17 protein-coding genes are annotated in these 17,232 nt (G+C 38.8%); 8 read left to right on the forward strand and 9 right to left on the reverse strand.

The window, feature by feature from the left end; genetic code table 11:
• Window position 1: 1 nt before the first annotated feature.
• The 3 genes from ZA05_RS12835 to ZA05_RS18365 all read right to left on the reverse strand — a co-directional run bounded on the left by ZA05_RS12835 (window position 2) and on the right by ZA05_RS18365 (window position 2,683).
• Entirely contained in the window at window positions 2-1,654 is a 1,653-nt protein-coding gene (locus ZA05_RS12835; protein ID WP_053992085.1) for a SulP family inorganic anion transporter, read from the reverse strand.
• A gap of 159 nt (window positions 1,655-1,813) precedes the next feature.
• The gene (locus ZA05_RS12840; RefSeq protein ID WP_053992086.1) at window positions 1,814-2,353 is read right to left on the reverse strand and encodes a DUF4136 domain-containing protein; all 540 of its coding nucleotides are present in this window, start codon (window positions 2,351-2,353) and stop codon (window positions 1,814-1,816) included.
• Window positions 2,354-2,518: 165 nt separating this feature from the next.
• Window positions 2,519-2,683 (reverse strand): DUF5522 domain-containing protein, encoded by a 165-nt coding sequence (locus tag ZA05_RS18365; protein WP_197276095.1) that lies wholly within the window; start codon window positions 2,681-2,683, stop codon window positions 2,519-2,521.
• A 48-nt stretch (window positions 2,684-2,731) separates the two neighbouring features.
• Here ZA05_RS18365 and ZA05_RS12845 point away from each other — a divergent pair, with 48 nt between their 5' ends.
• From ZA05_RS12845 to hemL, 4 genes are read left to right on the forward strand one after another with little or no spacing between them, the layout of a single operon-like run.
• On the forward strand, window positions 2,732-3,070 hold the full coding sequence (locus ZA05_RS12845) for a hypothetical protein (protein WP_053992087.1): 339 nt from the start codon (window positions 2,732-2,734) through the stop codon (window positions 3,068-3,070).
• The gene (locus tag ZA05_RS12850; protein WP_082333772.1) at window positions 3,060-3,974 is read left to right on the forward strand and encodes a 1-aminocyclopropane-1-carboxylate deaminase/D-cysteine desulfhydrase; all 915 of its coding nucleotides are present in this window, start codon (window positions 3,060-3,062) and stop codon (window positions 3,972-3,974) included. The genes ZA05_RS12845 and ZA05_RS12850 overlap by 11 nt, the downstream gene beginning before the upstream one ends.
• A 7-nt stretch (window positions 3,975-3,981) precedes the next feature.
• Window positions 3,982-4,812: a glucosaminidase domain-containing protein gene (locus ZA05_RS12855; protein WP_053992088.1), complete on the forward strand. Its 831-nt coding sequence runs from the start codon at window positions 3,982-3,984 to the stop codon at window positions 4,810-4,812.
• Between the two features lie 2 nt (window positions 4,813-4,814).
• Window positions 4,815-6,104 carry a glutamate-1-semialdehyde 2,1-aminomutase gene (gene hemL / locus ZA05_RS12860; RefSeq protein WP_053992089.1) on the forward strand — a complete coding sequence of 430 codons (1,290 nt, stop codon included), beginning with the start codon at window positions 4,815-4,817 and terminating at the stop codon, window positions 6,102-6,104.
• Between the two features lie 59 nt (window positions 6,105-6,163).
• Here hemL and ZA05_RS12865 read toward each other — a convergent pair whose 3' ends face one another.
• On the reverse strand, window positions 6,164-6,490 hold the full coding sequence (locus tag ZA05_RS12865; RefSeq protein ID WP_053992090.1) for a hypothetical protein: 327 nt from the start codon (window positions 6,488-6,490) through the stop codon (window positions 6,164-6,166).
• Window positions 6,491-6,621: 131 nt separating this feature from the next.
• Window positions 6,622-7,074, reverse strand: a complete 453-nt coding sequence (locus ZA05_RS12870) for a hypothetical protein (protein ID WP_082333773.1) — start codon at window positions 7,072-7,074, stop codon at window positions 6,622-6,624.
• Between the two features lie 222 nt (window positions 7,075-7,296).
• Between ZA05_RS12870 and ZA05_RS12875 the strand changes: the two genes are divergently transcribed.
• Window positions 7,297-8,949, forward strand: coding sequence for a Zn-dependent hydrolase (locus ZA05_RS12875; protein ID WP_053992092.1), 1,653 nt, complete (start codon window positions 7,297-7,299; stop codon window positions 8,947-8,949).
• 75 nt (window positions 8,950-9,024) lie between these two features.
• On the opposite strand, the gene ZA05_RS12880 is transcribed toward ZA05_RS12875, so the two are convergent.
• The 3 genes from ZA05_RS12880 to lysS form a co-directional block, all read right to left on the reverse strand.
• Window positions 9,025-11,475 (reverse strand): zinc-dependent metalloprotease, encoded by a 2,451-nt coding sequence (locus tag ZA05_RS12880; RefSeq protein WP_053992093.1) that lies wholly within the window; start codon window positions 11,473-11,475, stop codon window positions 9,025-9,027.
• Between the two features lie 183 nt (window positions 11,476-11,658).
• The gene (locus ZA05_RS12885; RefSeq protein ID WP_082333774.1) at window positions 11,659-12,921 is read right to left on the reverse strand and encodes a fibronectin type III domain-containing protein; all 1,263 of its coding nucleotides are present in this window, start codon (window positions 12,919-12,921) and stop codon (window positions 11,659-11,661) included.
• A 233-nt stretch (window positions 12,922-13,154) separates the two neighbouring features.
• Entirely contained in the window at window positions 13,155-14,846 is a 1,692-nt protein-coding gene (gene lysS, locus ZA05_RS12890) for a lysine--tRNA ligase (RefSeq protein ID WP_053992094.1), read from the reverse strand.
• A gap of 176 nt (window positions 14,847-15,022) precedes the next feature.
• Between lysS and ZA05_RS18085 the strand changes: the two genes are divergently transcribed.
• The 3 genes from ZA05_RS18085 to lipB all read left to right on the forward strand — a co-directional run bounded on the left by ZA05_RS18085 (window position 15,023) and on the right by lipB (window position 16,722).
• Window positions 15,023-15,181, forward strand: coding sequence for a YqaE/Pmp3 family membrane protein (locus ZA05_RS18085; RefSeq protein ID WP_082333775.1), 159 nt, complete (start codon window positions 15,023-15,025; stop codon window positions 15,179-15,181).
• Between the two features lie 78 nt (window positions 15,182-15,259).
• Entirely contained in the window at window positions 15,260-16,003 is a 744-nt protein-coding gene (locus tag ZA05_RS12895) for a hypothetical protein (protein ID WP_053992095.1), read from the forward strand.
• The gene (lipB, locus tag ZA05_RS12900; protein ID WP_053992096.1) at window positions 16,000-16,722 is read left to right on the forward strand and encodes a lipoyl(octanoyl) transferase LipB; all 723 of its coding nucleotides are present in this window, start codon (window positions 16,000-16,002) and stop codon (window positions 16,720-16,722) included. The genes ZA05_RS12895 and lipB overlap by 4 nt, the downstream gene beginning before the upstream one ends.
• Before the next feature lie 95 nt (window positions 16,723-16,817).
• Here the strand turns inward: lipB and ZA05_RS12905 are convergent, their stop codons facing one another.
• Window positions 16,818-17,186 (reverse strand): hypothetical protein, encoded by a 369-nt coding sequence (locus ZA05_RS12905; protein WP_053992097.1) that lies wholly within the window; start codon window positions 17,184-17,186, stop codon window positions 16,818-16,820.
• Between the last annotated feature and the right edge of the window lie 46 nt (window positions 17,187-17,232).

Below are 17,232 nucleotides of genomic sequence, written 5' to 3' on the forward strand. Positions count from 1 at the left end.
TTTATAGGTTGTATTCAGAAAGAGGTTTAGTAAATTTCTCAGGATCGGCGGCTAGATAATATCTAGGATCGTCGATATCTTCAATCACCACATCTTTAAATTTAGGATTGGCTTTATATAGCAAGGTTTTGCAATCTTCGCTTAAGTGTTTTAGTTTGATGGATTTGCCTTCTGCTTCATACTTGTTCACCAAATTGGTGATGGCTTCCAAAGCAGAGTGGTCGCTTACTCGGGATTCCACAAAATCAATTTCTACCTTATCAGGGTCATTTTTCACATCAAACTTCTCGTTGAAATTTTGAATAGACCCAAAGAACAAAGGCCCCCAAATTTCATAGGTTTTGGTGCCGTCCAGTTGCATGCGTTTGCGCGCTCTAATCATGGTGGCATTTTTCCAAGCAAATACCAAAGCCGATAAAATAACTCCAATAAATACCGCAATTGCCAAATCAAAAATAACGGTTACAGCTGATACAATAATTAGTACCGCTGCATCTGCTACAGGAATTTTTCCGAGAATTCTAAAACTGGACCAAGCAAAAGTTTCAATAACCATCATAAACATGACACCTACCAAGGCGGCAATAGGAACTTGCTCAATATATTGCGCGGTAAATAATATGAAGGTCAACAAGGTTAAGGCCATCATAACTCCAGAAAGGCGCCCTCTACCGCCAGCATTAATGTTAATCACCGTTTGGCCAATCATACCACAACCACCGGTACCTCCAAACAGACCGCTTACAATATTCCCTGCTCCTTGAGCTACACATTCACGGTTTCCGTTTCCTCTGGTTTCTGTAAGTTCATCCACCAAGTTCATGGTCATCAATGATTCAATAAGGCCTACTGAGGCTGCTAAAAAAGCATATGGAAGAATGAATTTCAGAGTGTCTAAATTGAAAGGTAGATTTTGCCAAAGTTCAATGTTTGGAGTAGGGAATTCACCTTTTAGACCTTCACCTCCGCCTTCTATGATATAAGAACCAACAGTGCTGACATCAAGGTTGAAGAACACAACAATACCTGTGGTAACAAGAATTGCGGTTAAGGCAGCTGGGATTTTGGAGGTCACTTTAGGCAACAACCAAATAATGGCCATGGTAAGTCCAACAAGGCCAAGCATGGTGTAAAGTTCCACGCCTTGCATAGGGATGTCGATATATTTTTTTAGGCCATCGGCGCCAATTTCCAATTGTTTGTGGGAGAACATACGGACTTGTGCCAAAAAAATTACGATGGCTAATCCGTTTACAAATCCCATCATTACGGGATGCGGTATCAAGCGTACAAAACGCCCCAATTTAAAAACACCAGCCGCTATTTGGATAATTCCCATTAAAATGACGGCCGCCAATAGGTAGAAATAGCCCATGTTTTCAATAGGCGTGTCAAATAGCATTCCCTTGGCATGTCCTTCTGAAATAAGATGAACAAAAATAACGGCAACAGCTCCCGCTGCTCCAGAGATCAATCCTGGTCTTCCACCAAAAATTGCGGTGATCAATCCAATAATGAAGGCACCGGACAATGCTACCAAAGGGTCTATCTGCGCTACGAAGGCAAAGGCAACCACTTCGGGAATCATCGCTAATGACACTGTTATACCAGCGAAAATGTCGTTTTTAGGGTTTTGGGTAAAGTTTTTTAACATCTTTAAACCGAGTTTCTTGATTTGTTTCTACTAAAAGTCGGCAAAGATAGGGTTTTATAAATGAAGACTAAAATAGCTTGGAGAATCCTGATTTATAAGCGATAAAAAAGGCGCTGATTTATAAAAATCAGCGCCTTTAAGTTTTAGTGTGAGGTTATCTTACTTGATCATTTCCGGTGGATATTTCTCCATGATTTTGGAAACAAACTCATTGATGCGTTCTTCTTTCTTGTCCATATTTTTACTTAAGTAACCAGTGCCTTGACCTTGCCAGACCAATTCCTTTTTGGCATTGTCAATAAGGTCGATATATAAAACACCCTCAGTGTCTACAGAAACCGTATTGTAATTGTTCCAGTAGTAAGGACTCCAGCCCCAGCCATAGCCATACGGGCCGAAACCATTATTATAGACATTCACTCTTTCTCTGGATTTGGTAAAAATGCTTACCAACATATCTGGATTTTCAGATTTTGTATAGCCTTTGGCTAAAAGTTCCGCTTCAATGGCTCTTAGGATACGTTTTTTGTCCAAATCGCTAATTTCGGCCTTGTCAATCCCTGTTTTGAAAAAGGCAAAGGTTTTGTATTGCGTGAAATCTACCTTTTTATCGTAATCGGAAGCTACCTGTACAGAACTACAGGAAGTCGCTGTTACTATTACAATGGCAAGTGTGAGCGTAGTTAAGAATCTTTTCATCGTGTTTTCAATTTTAATTTGGTGTTTGGTTTGTTGAAAGTGCCAAAAATTAAGTTAGTCCATTTTTGGTTCAACAATAAAGTAATCAATAATCATACCAATATTTTTTACTCAAATATTGAAGGACTAGCTAATTGTAAAATTAAAATTACGAAATAAAAGGGGTTATTTTTTAGTGGTCCCCGTATTTTTATTGTAGCCATAGGGGCAGTGTCTACAGCCACTTTGGCAGCAGTAGCCGCGTTTTAAATGGTATTGTTCTGTAAAGCAACGGTATCCTTCGGGGGTGAGGTAGTAATCTCCTTCTTCAATAGGAATTATTTTCTTCATGTGGCAAAGATAATGTAATTTGGAGTGATTTTTGAAAGGGTAATTTCTATGATTTTTATTTCCAAATATTTAGTGCCGAAGGGTTACACAGGGATGACAATGTACCCTTTTGTATTTTTGAAGGAGAAAGCGTTGAAGTCCGATATAGTTTTGATTAACCATGAATACATTCATTTACGGCAGCAATTGGAATTGTTGATCCTGCCTTTTTATGTGTGGTATTTTTTGGAGTATTTGTTCGGACTGATGAAATACAGAAACCACAGAAGAGCCTATCGGAATATTTCTTTTGAGCGGGAAGCCTTTTTACAGGAAAGCAATATGGAATATCTAAAGACAAGACCTTTTTTCGCCTTTTTGAAGTACCTTTGCAAACATGAAATTTAAACTTGAAGATGCCGTCATTCAAGAGGTGCTGTTGCCACCCGAATTTGGTTCTGTTCAATTGTTTGTAAAGCGTGAAGATAGAATTCACGAGCATGTTTCTGGCAATAAATACCGTAAGCTTTTATATAATTTAAAAGCGGCCAAGGATGGGGGATTTGATACCTTGCTCACTTTTGGAGGAGCCTTTTCCAACCATATTGCCGCAGTTGCGGCTGCAGGACAAGCACAAGGATTTAAAACCATAGGGGTAATCAGGGGAGAAGAACTGACTTATAAAGTTGCCGATAACCCCACCTTAAAATTTGCTGAGGAATGTGGCATGCAATTTCAGTTTGTCACCAGGGAGGATTATCGATACAAAACTTCCCCTGAGTTTATTCAGCAATTAGAAAGCAGATTTGGATCGTTCTATTTGGTTCCTGAAGGAGGAACCAATGATTTGGCGGTGAAAGGCTGTGAAGAAATTTTAAAGGACGTCCAAGAGGATTTTGATTATATCTGTTGTGCCGTGGGCACAGGCGGCACTATTTCGGGTCTCATTAATGGCAGCACTTCAACCCAAAAGATTCTGGGATTTCCCGCCTTGAAAGGTGGTTTTTTGTCCAAGGATATTATTAAGTTTGCAAGAAATACAAACTGGTCGTTGATTGAGGATTACCATTTTGGAGGATACGCCAAAATAAATGAAGATTTAATCAGTTTTATTAATCAGTTTAAGAAAGAATATCAAATTCCTTTAGATCCTGTTTACACAGGTAAAATGATGTATGGTATTTTGGATTTGTTCAAAAAAGGGTATTTCCCAGAGCCATCCAAAATATTGGCCGTCCATACGGGCGGTTTGCAGGGCATTGCAGGAATGAACATTAATTTAAAGCGAAAGCAATTACCGATAATAGATTAAATAGCATATGAAGCGCATAGTTTTAGTAGCCTTGACAGGAATGTTTTTAGTAGGATGTGGGTCCAAAAGGACTGTGGTTACCAAAAAGAAAGATGTACCACGAAGAACCGTTTCTGTTCAGGTGGATGTGAAACCTGAAGAGCCTAAAAGTTCTCAAGAAACCAGTACCAAGACTCCTCCTAAAACCTACGCCAGTGCTACCGAAGCTTACATAGCTAATTTTAATGCCATTGCTATGGAAGAAATGCGTAAGTATAAAATTCCAGCAAGTATCACCTTGGCACAAGGTATTTTGGAATCTGGTTCCGGTCAAGCACGATTGGCAGTGGAGGCCAATAACCATTTTGGTATCAAATGCCACGGATGGACAGGCCCAAAAATTTACCACGACGATGATGCCTCTCAGGAATGTTTTAGAAAGTATTCCCATGCGGAATCTTCTTTTGAAGACCATTCGGCGTTTTTGACGTCTAGAAGCCGCTATGCCAAATTGTTCGATTACAAACAGGACGATTATAAATCTTGGGCAAGAGGATTGAGAGCAGCAGGTTATGCTACTGATAGAAAATATCCAGAGAAACTGATCAGTTTGATTGAACGTTACCAATTGTACAAATATGATGAGCAAGTTCTTGGAAAAAGAGGGAGTTACACACCTCCAACCAAAGATGTTGTTGCAAGCAATGACAATGTTACTACACATGAGGTGGTAAAAGGGGATACCTTGTATTCAATTTCCAAGCGTTATAATACAACTGTGGAATCCATCAGAGAACTGAATGGTATGAGAGGGAACGATTTAAGTATTGGTCAAATGTTAATTATTAAAAATAACTAAAGATGTTATATCAACGAAGCAGTGCACTGTTCAAATTGGCGGAGGAAGTGATTCCTGGTGGGGTAAATTCCCCAGTAAGGGCTTTTAAAGCGGTAGGAGGAACACCAATTTTTGCCAAATCGGCCAAAGGTGCTTATGTATATGATGAAGATGACAATCGCTATATAGATTATATCAACTCTTGGGGGCCCATGATTTTAGGTCATGCACACCCTCCCGTAGTTGAAGCGGTTATTGAAAAAGCTAAAAAAGGGACTTCTTTTGGGATGCCAACAGAGATAGAAACTACGATTGCTGAATTGGCTGTTTCTATGGTGCCTAATATTGATAAAATCCGTTTTGTGAATTCGGGAACCGAAGCTTGTATGAGTGCCGTGCGTTTGGCGAGAGGGTTTACAGGAAAAGATAAGATTATAAAATTTGCAGGTTGCTACCACGGTCATAGTGATTCATTTTTGATCCAAGCAGGAAGTGGTGCTGTGACTTTTGGAAGTCCTAACAGTCCAGGAGTAACGGAAGGAACTGCAAAAGATACCTTATTGGCAAAGTATAATGATATTGAAAATGTAAAAGCGCTTATTGAGGCCAATGCAGGAGAAATAGCTTGTATCATTTTGGAGCCTGTGGCTGGAAATATGGGCTGTGTGCCGCCAAGAGATAACTTCCTTCAAAAGTTGAGAGCGCTTTGTGATGAACATGCAATTCTGTTGATTTTTGATGAGGTCATGACTGGTTTTAGATTGGCCAAAGGAGGCGCTCAGGAATTATTCAATGTAGATGCCGATATCGTGTGTTTTGGAAAAGTAATTGGAGGTGGTTTGCCTGTAGGAGCTTTCGCTGCTAGAAACGAAATTATGAATTTCTTGGCACCGTTGGGAGCTGTTTATCAGGCAGGAACCTTAAGTGGAAACCCGCTGGCAATGGCAGCTGGTTTGGCCATGCTTTCCGAATTGAATGATACTCCAGAAATATTCATAAGATTAGAAGAAAAAACGGCCTATTTACATAAAGGGATAGCCGAAGTGTTGGAACAACATGAAATAGTGCATACCATCAATAGAGTGGGGTCTATGATTTCGGTTCATTTTGCGGAAGATGCTGTGGTAGATTTTGAATCCTCAGCGAAGGGCAATAATGATACGTTTAAGGCCTTTTTCCATGGAATGCTTAATGAAGGGGTGTATATAGCGCCTAGTGCCTTTGAAACATGGTTTATTAGTGATGCGCTTTCTTATGAAGATTTGGATGCCACCATTAAAGCGGTAGACAAAGTAGCCGCAACATTAAAATAAAGTATAAAAAAAGCGATTCTATTGGAATCGCTTTTTTTATAAATATTCTTGCTTGAAAATTAATTAGCCGAGAGATTTTTATATTGGAAATATTGATCTTCAGTTAAAATGGTTTTCATGGATTGGTCCAATTCTTTGTCAAGTTTTACTTTAGACTCCCAATTGGCTTTAAGATCCGCGCTAATTAATTGGTATTTGGTTTCGTAAGCTTTGTAAGCTTGGTATACCTCCTCAAGTGTATTGGTGTCGAACTTAATTACCTTTCTAAGGTTTTCAGCTTTTTCGGAAGCAATCTTGTTGATTTCAATAGTGTTCTGTGCACTAAGATTTTCAGTTCCCAAAAATAGGGCAGCCATAAAAAGGCAAAGTGTCATTATTTTTTTCATAAGTTAAGTAGTGTTAGTTCTAAATTGAAAAGTCTAAAGTAATAAAAATTAAAATTTAAAAACAAACAAAAAGCATTGACTTTAAAATCAATGCTTTTCTACTAATCAAAACTAATTAACCAACCAAAAATTTATCTATTCTTAGGGGATTTCCCTTTTTGTCCTTTCATTTGTTTTTGATACTGGGCTCTTGTTTCTTCCCATTTTTTATATTGTTCCTCTGTTAAAATGCTTTTTACTTTTCTTTTGTATTCAATTTGATGGTCCAACATTTCAATCTTTCTTGCTGCCATTTCATCGCTGGTAGGCTTTTCCGTCATATTTTTTCTGGCCTCCATTTTTGCTTTTTTATATTTAGCTTCTTCCAAGTTTATGGCCTGTAATTGCTTTTGTTGGGCATCGGTTAAATCTAGATCTAGGGTCATTCTTTTTGTGTGTATTTCAGCTGCCTGTTCGGGCGTTAAATCTTTTAGCATTTCCATGCGGTCTCCTCGATTTCCTCTTTGGGACTCTCTAGGGCCTTGTTGTGCGTTGACCTGAAAAGCGATTACTGTAAAGGCCATCATTAAAATTATTTTTTTCATGGTATCTTGATTTTGTGTTACTCTGTTTCTAAGACCTTGTAATTGAAAAATGGTTTAATAAAGGTTTGAACTTTAACTAGTTGTTAACATTTTTGGGCTGTTACAAAGTATAGTGGGGCTTTTTTTGACAATGTTATTGTCAATGAAGAGCCAATTGCCAATTATGTTGAAAACTAATGTGTAAATAGCTAACTTTGGCAGTAAATAAATTCTCTAAACTATATGAAAAACATTGTTGCAATGTTGGCACTAATGGTGTTGGCAACCTCATGTAAAAATGAAAAAACTAAAGAAGAGGTAGTCTCAGAAGAACCTCAGGAAACCTCTCAGGTAGACATGACCAAAAAGTTAAACAAATATGTTTCGGTTAAACTTACTTCCGATTTTTCCAAGCTTACCGAAAACGAACGTAAAATGTTACCTATTTTAATTCAGGCGGCTGAAAAGATGAACGATTTGTTTTGGTACGAAGCTTATGGAGATAAGGACGCTTTGCTTAATTCCATTTCCGATGCAGACACTAAAACCTTTACTATTATCAATTATGGACCATGGGACCGCTTGGATGGAGACAAACCGTTTGTAGAAGGTGTCGGGGAGAAGCCTTTAGGGGCTAATTATTATCCTAAGGATATGACTGCAGAAGAGTTTAAGGCTGCTGAGATTGAAGATAAAAACAGTATTTACAATTTTGTGCGTCGTGATGAGAACGGAAAACTATATTCCATTCCTTACCACCAACAATTTGAAACGGAAGTTAAGGAAGTGGCCGCTTTATTGATGGAAGCCTCTGCTTTAGCGGAAGATGAAGGATTAAAGAAATACTTGGAGCTTAGAGCAAATGCACTTTTAACGGATGATTACCAGCCAAGTGATTTGGCTTGGATGGATATGAAATCAAATACTCTGGACATTGTAATTGGTCCAATTGAAACTTATGAAGACAAGATGTTTGGAAACAAAGCGTCTCACGAAGGTTATGTGTTAATCAAAGATCAGGATTGGAGTGCAAAATTGGCGCGTTTTGCTAGCTTTTTACCAGAACTTCAAAAGAACTTGCCAGTGGAAGAGGCTTATAAAACAGAAACTGCAGGAACCGATAGCGACCTGAATGCTTATGACGTGGTTTATTATGCAGGAGATTGTAATGCCGGTAGTAAAACTATTGCCATAAACTTACCAAATGATGAAGAAGTGCAATTGAAAAAGGGAACAAGACGCTTGCAGTTGAAAAATGCTATGCGTGCCAAATTTGATAAAATTTTAGTGCCTATTTCAGAAGTTTTGATTGACGAAAATCAACGTAATCATATTACGTTTGATGCCTTTTTTGCCAATACAATGTTCCATGAAGTGGCGCATGGTCTAGGTGTTAAAAACACGATTAATGGAAAAGGAACCGTTAGAGAGTCGCTTAAGGAATTGTCTAGTGCTTTGGAAGAAGGAAAGGCTGATGTTTTAGGCTTGTATATGGTTCAGCAATTGCATGAGAAAGGTGAAATTGATGGGGATATGAAAGATTATATGACCACGTTTATGGCGAGTATTTTCCGTTCTGTGCGTTTTGGTGCGTCTTCTGCCCATGGTAAAGCAAACATGATCCGTTTCAATTTCTTTAAGGAAAAAGGTGCTTTCTCTAGATCTGAAGACGGAACTTATAAAGTGAACTACGATAACATGATTGTAGCCATGAAAGATTTGTCTGGTTTGATTTTGAAACTTCAAGGTGACGGTGATTATGCTGGAGTAGAAACATTGGTAGCTGAAAAGGCAGCTATTTCAAATGAGCTTCAAAGTGATTTGGATAAATTGAGTGCTTCCAATATTCCTGTGGACGTTATTTACGAGCAAGGAACAGAGGTTTTAGGATTGTAGAATACAATTTATATAAACACAAAAAAAGCTTCAGAAGTTATTCTGAAGCTTTTTTATTTTGAAGATGTTCTTCGTTTACGATTGAGGATTCAAAATAGCATCGATACGCTCTAGGGCATCTTGTAAATGAATTCTGCTCAATTGGTCGTTGGTTCTGTTTAAACCAGATTTAACGGCACTTTCCAAAGACTTCAATTCAGCTCTTACAACCGCTCTAATATCCGATTGACTTGTAGTGACAGCCGTCGATTTTTGATAGCCTCCAAAGGTTGGTGCTTTCTTTTGGCTGTCGGCCGTCATCAAATAGGCTAACCTATCAATGTGGGCACGTTGTAAGTTGCGTCGGTAGGTTTCAATGGGCTTTCCGCTTTTCAACTCGCTCCAAACACCGTTTCTAAGGTCTTTCATCATGTCGGTTAAAGCGTAAGCCGAATTTCCATATAGTGTTTGTGTTTCAATTAAGCGTTGCATCCTTCCCAAACTTAAAATGTCGTCCAAGATATCAGATTGTAGTTTTCTGATACGCTCCACAGCTCCAGAATATTCTATTCTTCCAAAGATATCGGTGTCGATTAACCATTCAGGAGTTGCAAACAATTGCTCGTTCACAAATTTAAGGGCGTTCTTTTGGTGTTCCTTAGGAACTGGAATGTACACGGGACCTTCTTGTTCTGAAGTTTTGTAGTATTCATAAATACCTCCAATATTAACGGACACATGGCCCATGTAGCGCTTAAACTGCGATACCACATGACCGTACATCTCATCCAAATCGGAATAATCCTCGCCTGGCTCTGAAGTCCATTTAATTAAGTTAGGAACTATTCTTTTTAAGTTTTTAATTCCGTATTCACTAGCCAAAATAGCATCGTCTCCCAAATCTTCTCGTTGAGAACTTGGGTCTACAATGTCACCCACTTGTTGGTGGCCGAAACGGTATAATGGATCGCCTGCGTGCTCTAAAATCCATTGGTCTAAAGTTGCTTTTTCCTCTTCGGCAGTTTTGCCTAAGATTGGGCGGTACCCCCAAGAAATAGCGTATTTGTCATAGATTCCAATATTTGGCATCAAGGCTACATCGCCATCTTCAGGTTGTGCTACATAATTGAAACGCGCATAATCCATAATGGAAGGAGCAGTGCTGTATTTTTTTGTGAACTCTGGGTCTCTCAGTTTTTCAACCGGATAGGCAACACTACTGGCCCAGTTGTGAGGTAATCCTAAGGTGTGCCCAACTTCGTGAGAAGATACAAAACGGATCAAACGCCCCATGACTTCATCCTTAAATTCTGGAGACTGGGCGTCTGGATTGATGGCAGCTGTTTGTACAAAAAACCAGCCTCTCAATAAGGACATCACATTGTGGTACCAGTTAATGTCGCTTTCCAAAATTTCACCGGTTCTTGGGTCGCTTACGTGTGGTCCGTTGGCATTTGGAATAGGGGAGGCCAAGTAGCGCACCACAGAATAACGAACGTCCTCAGGACTCCACTCTGGGTCTTCTTCTGGAGTTGGAGGGTCTTTGGCTATGATGGCATTTTTAAAACCGGCGGCTTCAAAGGCTACTTGCCAATCTTCAATCCCTTGCTTGATGTATTTTCTCCATTTTTCTGGAGTGGCACGATCTATATAGTATACAATTTGCTTTTTAGGCTCCACTAATTCACCTCGTTTAAACTTTTCGATGTCTTCATCTTTAACCTCTAATCTCCAACGGTCTAAAAACTCAACTTCTTTACTTCTTTGTGCTTCCAGGCCGTAATCGGTTTGTGAAGTAGTAAACCAACCCACACGCTCGTCGAAATAACGACGTTTCATTGGAATTTCAGGGAGTAAAATCATAGAGTTGCTCAACTCAATAGAAATGGTTCCCGTAGTGGAATTGGAAGGAGGGTTCCCTGCATTATAGGTTTTTACATGTCTTACTTCTACATTTTGAGGGTAACTTTTAACGCTTTCAATAAAGGATTTATCGCTTTCCAATCTTGTGACCTTATAGCGTTTTCTAGTGCCTTCAGGAAGCCCGATGGCTTTTACATCTTTTTCAAATAGATCAGTGACATCAATCACGGTTGAGGTAGAATCCTTACCAATAGTTTTTATAGGAAAGGTGTAAAGGACCGGTTCGAAATTGGAATTTACCACCGCTTCGTGTACCGGTAACGAATCTTCTGCTACCACGTTATAGGAAACCACGCGTAGCAATACTTTTTTGTCCTTTTTTTGCCAGCGTAACACCTGCTCATTCTGCTTGCCGCCGCCAAAGCCTAATCCACTGGCGGTTTTTGCAATACGGGTTACCATAAGCATTTCACGTTCGAACAGAGAGTCTGGAATTTCATAAAAATAGCTTTCGTCTATTTTATGGACAGTAAAAAGACCTTTGTCAGTTTTAGCACTGCTTGTAATTACTTTATCATATGGTTTCAAGTCTCCATTAGATTTCTCTGGAGACGATACTGGCCCAGAAGATACTGTGGCCTTGGATTTACTAGCTTCTTTTGTGGAGGAACATGTCATGACCATGAAGGCCGACACCACTGGAAGTAGTTTTAGGTAAAAATTTCTCAAAATATAGCTGTTTTAAATTGATTGCGTGAAAATAAGGATAAGCGTATAAAGTGTTAAATGCCAATAGGGTTTTAATATTTTTTTAACGGTCGAAAATTTCGGTTTTTTAAAAGGTTTAAGTCTAATTGAATTCAAAAATTACTCCATGGATTCCAAATATGGGATAATAAGGTCCAATGCCTCTTGGTGAGGAAATGATACTCCTATGTAAGGCATGCTATATTCAGGTATGGAAGAAGGTAATCTCGTCATAATGCTGTATCGGTAATCGTAAATTCCGGTGTCATCAAAAGGAGTTTCATAGCGAAGATCCATGGCTTCAAAAAAGTTGACATTGTGATAGGTCCCAGGAGAGTGGCAATGCGCGCAGTTTACATCGAAATAAGCTTTCACACGATCTTCTGTGGAATAATTGGTGTCGGTCCAATCTATTAGTTGTGCTATTTCTGAAGTTGAAGGAGCTCCTGTTAATAAACCTTGGGATATCATAGTTTGTAATTGATTGTTGCCTGCTACATCAAAATTCATGCTTCGGAGTTTTGGGCCAATCGGGGTGATATCCTCATAGGTTTTATGGCACATCACACAATCTGTTCCCGCCGGAACTTTATAATTGATATTTTGAGTGGTTCCATTTAAGTCAATCCAACTTATTGGAAGTTCGAGGCCATTTTCATCTAGGGAGGCATCGGTTTGATTTTCATTCCAAATGTAATTTCCAGTTAGCCATTCCCCATTTGTTTTAATGAGCACCCGAGTTTCAATGATCTGTTTTCCCAAAGATTCATCGGTTTCATTGTTGTGGTAATAAAAGGTTTTGGCTAGAACTGTGTTGTCTGGAAATATTGGTAGACCGTCACCGTCATAGGTCATTGTTTCTCCTTGAGGTAATGCTATTAAGCGTTGTTTGTGGGCGTAATCTGTATAGAGTCTAGTGTTCAAATCATATTCAAATGTATACATACTAGGTTCTAGATTTTGCAAAGGGCCTGAGTACAGGTTTAGTTCGGATAAAGTGGGCTTAAACTGTGCAACTACCAAGGGAGGCAAGGTAGTGAAGCTTTTTAAAGCTGTGCGTAAACTTATGTTGTCTTCAGAACATACAGCTTCCAAATAATAGTCATAAGTAGTATTGGCTTGTAGATTGGAGAGCGTTACCGATGGGCTGTTGGAAGTTGAAATTGTTCCGGTGCCGGTTTCAAAACCACTTGGGCCATATTCAATTTTAAAAGAGGAATTCTCGTTTGGATTGCTCCATTGCAGTGTCACACTGTTGTGGGTGAGATTCGCTTCGGTAAGGTTTGTAGGTTGTATACATTCTGCCACAGTTATGGAATCATCATCTTTATTACAGGAAACACACAAAATGACAAAAACCATTAAAAGAGAACACTTTTTCATGGATTTGGTTTTAAATTACTGATTAATAGCTGTTACTAATGTAATGAAAATGTTGTTTAGGAGGCTAACTTATCGATGTGTAGTTATTTTTTTACTATATATGGAAGTGGGGTAATGCATTGGATTGAAATAGGCTTGGTCTCAATAGAGAGTTCCTGCCTTAGGGGTATAAAAAAAGAACCGCATTGGGGAACGGTTCTTTTTCGTAGACAATTTGATGTTGAGGCCGGATGTTAGCTAACGGCTTCTACAAAAAGTCCTTCTTCAGTTTTATTTACTTTGGCCACACCATGTTTGGTAAGACCTTTAATGGTTTTGTCCCATTTTTTATTGCTCAATCCAGACTTCACTTTTAAGGTGTTTAAGTCTATAGGGGATTCTGCTTTTAAAAGTTCGAACAGTGCTTTTTCTTCCTCGTTCATTTCTGGTCCTTTTCTTTCCGGTTTCATTTGCGGGAAGAACAGTACTTCTTGGATGGATTGGTTGTTGGTCAAGAACATGATCAAACGGTCCATTCCAATTCCCATTCCAGATGTAGGAGGCATTCCGTATTCCAAAGCTCTAAGGAAGTCGAAATCAATGAACTGCGTTGCTTCGTCGTCTCCTTTTTCGGCCAATTTTAATTGGTGTTCGAAACGTTCCCTTTGATCGATAGGGTCGTTCAACTCAGAATAGGCATTGGCAATTTCCTTACCACATACCATCAATTCAAAACGCTCTGTCAATTCAGGATTTTCTCTGTGCTCTTTGCACAATGGGCTCATCTCTTTTGGGTAGTCTGTAATGAAGGTTGGCTGGATGTAGTTACCTTCACATTTCTCTCCAAAAATCTCATCAATCAATTTTCCTTTACCCATGGTATCATCTACTTCAATACCCATGCCTTTGGCGGCAGCTCGTATTTCATCTTCAGATTTTCCTGTAATATCAAAGCCTGTAAATTCCTTAATGGAATCGGCCATAGTTACACGTTTGTAAGGTGCCTTGAAGTTTATTTTGTGTTCTCCAAAAGTAGCTTCTGTAGTGCCATTAACTGCCATAGCACAGTGCTCCAGCAATTGCTCGCAGAAATCCATCATCCAGTTGTAATCTTTATAGGCTACATAAATTTCCATAGCCGTAAATTCTGGGTTGTGGGTTCTGTCCATTCCTTCGTTACGGAAGTTTTTGGAGAATTCATATACCCCATCAAAACCACCAACAATCAGACGTTTTAGGTAAAGCTCGTTGGCAATTCGCATGTACAATGGAATGTCCAAAGAGTTGTGGTGCGTGATAAACGGTCTTGCTGCTGCACCACCCGGAATAGGTTGCAATACAGGGGTTTCTACTTCAAAATAACCAGAGTCGTTAAAAAACTGACGCATGGCATTGAAGAGTTTGGTGCGCTTTACAAACACTTCTTTCACTTGTGGATTTACCACTAAATCGGCATAACGTTGTCTGTAACGTTGTTCTGGATCACTAAAGGCATCGTATACCACACCGTCCTTTTCTTTCGGTAGCGGAAGTGGTTTTAGGGACTTGCTCAATACCGTAAAGTCTTTTACCATGATGGTTTTTTCCCCTACTTGGGTAAGGAACAATTCACCTTCAATGCCTATAAAATCTCCAAAATCCAATAGTTTTTTGAAGACTTCGTTGTATTTAGTTTTGTCTTCACCTGGACAGATTTCGTCTCTGTTGAAGTACACTTGTATTTTTCCTTCAGAATCCTGCAACTGTGCAAAGGATGCTTTCCCTTGAACTCTCATGGACATTAATCGACCAGCTACCACGACCTTCTTGCCTTCTTCAAAATTCTCCTTTACCTGTTTGGAGGTGTGGTCCACAGGAAAGAGGTTGGCAGGGTAGGGATTGATTCCCAGTTCACGAAGTTTGGTTAATTTCTCTCTTCTTACGAGTTCTTGTTCTGAAAGTTGCATGCTAATAAATTTTGAACTGCAAAATTACATTATTTGTGAAAATTAGCATACAACTTTCAGTTTGAATTTTTTGAAAGAAACATTTATGTAAATATTAAGAAAATTCAGGAATAATGCTTGTAACAAATGTGTAGTCTTGCATGACAGATATAGTGAGATAATAATAGTTTTTTTAAATGAGTATTTGGAGAGTTTTGGTGTCCATTATTTGCCCGCCTTTGGCAGTTTTGGACAAAGGTTGTGGTTCTGTATTAATTGTATTTTTGTTGTGGTTCTGCGGTTGGGTGCCGGGAGTGATTGCTGCTTTGGTAATTGTAAATAATCCTAGACGGTAGTAATGTATTGGTGGGCTTCCTCGCTTAGGTATGTGCAATTTATAACGTATCTTTGTAAGGCAATTTAAATGATCACCAATGAACAAAATTATTTGGGTCCTGTTAGGGATTCTTTTGACTACTGCTACAAGCTGCGAATTTTCTGAGAACATCTATATCAATGAAAATGGCTCAGGTAAAATGGAATTTACCTTTGACGCTTCTGAAATGATGAAAATGACAGGAGAGGAGTTGGCAAACCAAACCGAAGAAAAGGTGGATTCTACATTTACTTTTAAGGAATTTTTTGAAGAGAAGAAAGATAGTATTTCCAAATTGCCCAAGGAGGAGCAAGAAGCCTTGAAAAGCTTGGAGAATTTCTCCATGCATATGTTAATGGATCCTGCGTCCAAAACCATGGAGTTTGATTTGTTTACCAATTTTAAAGATGTGGACGAACTTCAGGATATGTTTGCTGCCATGACAAAAATGCAAAGTTTGGGAGATAAAAATGCAGCGGAAGGTGACAACAAGTTTTCTGCTTTGGGGCCTGAAACTTCCGAATTAAAGTACAGTTTTAACGGTAGAAAATTTACAAGGAAAACAAAAATCCTCAATAAGGAATTACACCAACAAATAGTGGATAGTTTAGGTGAAATGGCAATGTTGTATGAATCATCAACCTATAAATTAAATTATCATTTTCCTCGGCCCATTAAGTCGGTTTCCAACGAAACAGCCATGTTCAGTGACGATCGTAAAACTGTAACCCTTGAGTTTGGCTTTATGGAGTACCTTAAGAATCCCGAAGCCTTGAATCTAGAAGTGATATTAGAGAAATGAGTTTTAACAAAGTTGTACAAATACAGGATTTAGGATTAAAGGACTACAGGGAAACTTGGGACTATCAAGAGAGGCTGTTTAAAGAAATTCTAGATTTAAAGATTAAAAATAGGCGAGAGGCTGCCAACGATCCTACACCTAATTATTTGTTGTTGGTAGAGCATCCCCATGTATATACTTTGGGCAAAAGCGGCGACCTTTCAAATCTTCTTTTAAGCGAGGCGCAACTTAGTGCTAAAGGAGCTACCTTTTACAAAATAAATCGTGGTGGGGATATTACTTATCATGGCCCAGGGCAAATTGTAGGGTATCCTATTTTGGATCTTGATAATTTCTTTACGGATATTCATAAGTATCTTCGGTTTCTTGAAGAAATGGTGATTCTCACTTTGGCTGAATACGGTTTGAAAGCAGAGCGTAGTGAAGGAGAAACCGGTGTTTGGTTGGATGTTGGAACGCCGTTTGCTAGAAAAATTTGTGCCATGGGTGTTAGGGCCAGTCGCTGGGTGACCATGCACGGATTTGCCTTAAATGTAAATGCAGATTTGGGCTATTTTGATAATATTATCCCTTGTGGGATCAAAGGGAAGGCTGTAAGCTCTTTAAATGTGGAGTTGGGCGTAAATGAAGTAGATGAAAATGAAGTCAAGGAAAAGCTTCTAAAACATTTTAAGCAGCTTTTTCAGGCGGAATTAACCGTTGTGCCCCATACAGTATAAATTTAAAAATTACAATTTTTTGGACATAGAAAACCCCAAAGTCTCTTAAAGAGTCCTTTGGGGTTTTTTATAGATAAGGGGCCTAAATTATAAGCTTATTTTACGATGCTCAATTCTCCAGAGGCCAAGGCATCTTCCAAATTGGCAGATACTTCTTTGTATTGGTTGAAGAATTTTTTTCCGTCTTGTCTTTTCAATACTACAATGGTATTCCCGTTGTTATCTTCTTTCATTTCAGAAACCACAACAGCTACATTGTCTACACTATTGAAAGAGGCAACTCCACCACGTTTGACAATGAGATTAAGTTTTGGAAAATCAACGTCTTTAAAAGTTTGATTTTCAGGAGTGTTGATGGTTAAAACATCTCCAATTACTACAGAATCTTGAATGTTGGTCGTTGTGCTAAATGCGTTAAAATTTAAAAATAACGCAAAAATTAAGGTGTAAATTGCATTTTTCATAATTAAAGTATTAAAATCGGGTGCAAATTTACAGAATATACATAGA

Origin of the sequence: Mangrovimonas sp. TPBH4 (genome assembly GCF_001280505.1) — a bacterium.
Lineage (GTDB): Bacteria > Bacteroidota > Bacteroidia > Flavobacteriales > Flavobacteriaceae > Mangrovimonas_A.